This window comes from Gordonibacter pamelaeae 7-10-1-b (genome assembly GCF_000210055.1).
Classification (GTDB): domain Bacteria; phylum Actinomycetota; class Coriobacteriia; order Coriobacteriales; family Eggerthellaceae; genus Gordonibacter; species Gordonibacter pamelaeae.
Genome location: NC_021021.1, coordinates 769,064 through 771,743, shown reverse-complemented (window position 1 = coordinate 771,743; position 2,680 = coordinate 769,064). Strand labels below are relative to the sequence as shown.

At 67.5% G+C, this 2,680-nt stretch carries 1 protein-coding gene and 1 pseudogene; both read left to right on the top strand.

Going from position 1 to position 2,680, the window contains the following annotated elements; genetic code table 11:
- Positions 1 to 699, top strand: a pseudogene (locus tag GPA_RS03665) (1-deoxy-D-xylulose-5-phosphate reductoisomerase); the annotation flags it as partial.
- A gap of 209 nt (positions 700 to 908) precedes the next feature.
- Entirely contained in the window at positions 909 to 2,015 is a 1,107-nt protein-coding gene (locus GPA_RS03660) for a site-2 protease family protein (protein ID WP_041238979.1), read from the top strand.
- Positions 2,016 to 2,680: the final 665 nt, after the last annotated feature.

Below are 2,680 nucleotides of genomic sequence, written 5' to 3'. Positions count from 1 at the left end.
CGCCATCTACCAGTGCCTCCTGGGCGAGGATGCGCGCGAGGTCGCCGCCTGTGGGTGACGGCGTCGGGCGGCCCGTTCCGCGGCCGCACGCGCGGCGAGCTTGCGCACATCACGCCCGCCCAGGCGCTCGCGCACCCCACGTGGAACATGGGCGCGAAGATATCCATCGACTCGTCCACGCTCATGAACAAGGGGCTCGAGGTCATCGAGGCGCACCACCTGTTCGCCATGCCCTACGACCGCATCAGCGTGGTGGTGCAGCCGCAGAGCGCCATCCATTCCATGGTGGAGTACTCCGACGGCAGCGTGAAGGCGCACCTCGGCACCACCGACATGCGCATCCCCATCCAGTTCGCGCTGTCGTATCCCGAGCGCTGGGACGCGCCGGTGGAGCCGCTCGACTTCACGAAGCTGGGCTCGCTCGAGTTCGCTGCGCCCGACACCGACACGTTCCGCTGCCTGGCGCTCGCGCGCGCGGCCGGCGAGCGCGGTGGCACGCTGCCCTGCGCCATGAACGCCGCGAACGAGGTGGCCGTGGCGGCGTTCCTCGCCGAGGAGGGCACGTACCTGGGCATCGCCGCCTGCGTGGAGGCCGTCATGGACGCCCATGACGTACAGCCCGTGGAGAGCCTGGAGCAGCTGGAGGCCGTGGACGCCTGGGCCCGCATGAAGGCCCGGGAGTGGATCGCGGGACGGTAGGCGGCAAGCGGGACTTTTAGGCGGCCCCCTTTGCAAGAAAGGGTCGGCTGCGCACACTGCCGCCGTCGGCTTCCCATGTGCATTTTCCACAGGGCTTGTAGGTTTTTCCCGCACATCGGTTCGGGCGGGCTCCCCGTTTCCTATAATGGGCGCAGGCGCGGGAAACCGCGTTGGTTTTCCCAACCTCGCGCTCGAAAGGATTCGAGTTCATGGATATAGTTCTGATGATAATATACGCCACGATCCTGCTCGGGTTCCTCGTGTTCATCCACGAGGGCGGGCACTATCTGGCGGCGCGCGCGTTCGGCGTGCGGGTGACGGAGTTCATGTTGGGCCTGCCGGGGCCGAGCATCGGCTTCACGCGGGGCGGCACGCGATTCGGCGTGACGGCCGTGCCGCTCGGCGGGTACGCGAAGGTGTGCGGCATGGAGGCGGGCGAGATGAGCCCGCACCTCGAGGCCGTGCTCGCCGCGCTCTACCGCCGCGGCACCGCCAACATGGAGGACATCGCGCGCGACTGCGGCATCTCCGACGATGAGGCGTACGATGCGCTCGAGGAGCTGGTGGAGTGGGGCAGCATCAAGGGCCCCACGAAGAAGGACCAGTACAACACGTACCGCGCCGTCGCGACGGCGCCCACGAAGAAGCAGCTCAAGGCCGCGGCGGCGGGGGAGCCGGCGCCGGCGTCCTATGCGCTCGGGCAGGCGCGCCCGGTGGACGACGCGCATGCGTTGTATCAGGGCGAGTACCGCCAGCAGTACCGTGCGCTGCCGTTCTGGAAGCGCTCCGTCATCCTCGTGGCCGGCGTGTTCGTGAACCTGCTGTTCGCCATGCTGCTGTTCGTGCTCATGTACTCGGTGATCGGTTTCGAGGCCCAGAGCCCGAACACCGGCGTGTTCTACCACGCCGCGCTCACGCCGCTGCAGTCCTTGCAGGCCGGCTTCGCCTACATCGGCCAGGTCATCGCCCTGGTGGCCAGCCTGTTCAATCCCGCGACCGCCGCGGACACCGTGTCGAACACCACCTCCATCATCGGCATCGCCGTCATGTCGAAGGACGCGGTGGACATGGGGCTCATGGGCATCTTGAGCTTCACGGCCATGATCTCGGTGTCGCTCGGCATCATGAACCTGCTGCCCATCCCGCCACTCGACGGCGGGCGCTTCGTGGTGGAGGTGTTCCAGAAGGTGTCACGGCGCGTGGTGTCCACGCGGGCGCTCAACTACCTCTCCGCGGCGGGCATGCTGCTGTTCCTAGGATTCTTCCTGATCATGGCGAACCAGGACATCCAGCGGTTCGTGTTCGGGAACTGGTGAGCGGCGACCTCGGGGCCGCCGGAACCCGCTGATCGCCCGGCCGCTTTTGGAATCCGGCCTTCGGGTCCCGGCTTGCCCCGTCGCGCCGGAGGCGCCCTCCGTGCATCCTTGGGATGGGGCCGCAAAGGCACAGTAATCACCGGTTTTCGACGGGCTGTTCCTCTCCCGGGATTACGCCGCTTTCATCATCACCTCGCGAGCAGGGAAAACGTCCGAAGTCCCGGACGAAGCGCGTTCGCGCAGGCGGTTCCTGCCTCGAATCGGTAGAAAATCGGTGATTACTGTGCAACGGGGCCTCGGTCTTGGCTCTCGCTTCGAGCGGCCCGCGCAAGGCTCAGATCGGTACGGCGCACCTTGAATCCCTTCGGGGCACCTGTCGGTTGCTTGCCGGCCGCTTCCGCCGGCCGCTTCCGGTCGGTTTTTGCGGCAGACTTCGTGAAGGGACCTCGGGCGGGCCGCTTTCGGCGGTACAATAGCCCGACATGCGGTTTGAGGTGCTTGAGGAAACGGAGGGGCGGATGCCCGGCACAGCGAAGCCGAACAAGGGGACCCGGCGGGTCATGGTGGGCAGCGTGCCGCTCGGCGGCGGCGCGCCCGTCGTCGTGCAGTCCATGCTGAACGCCCCGGCCGGCGACGTGGCGGCGAACCTCGCGCAGATCGAGGCG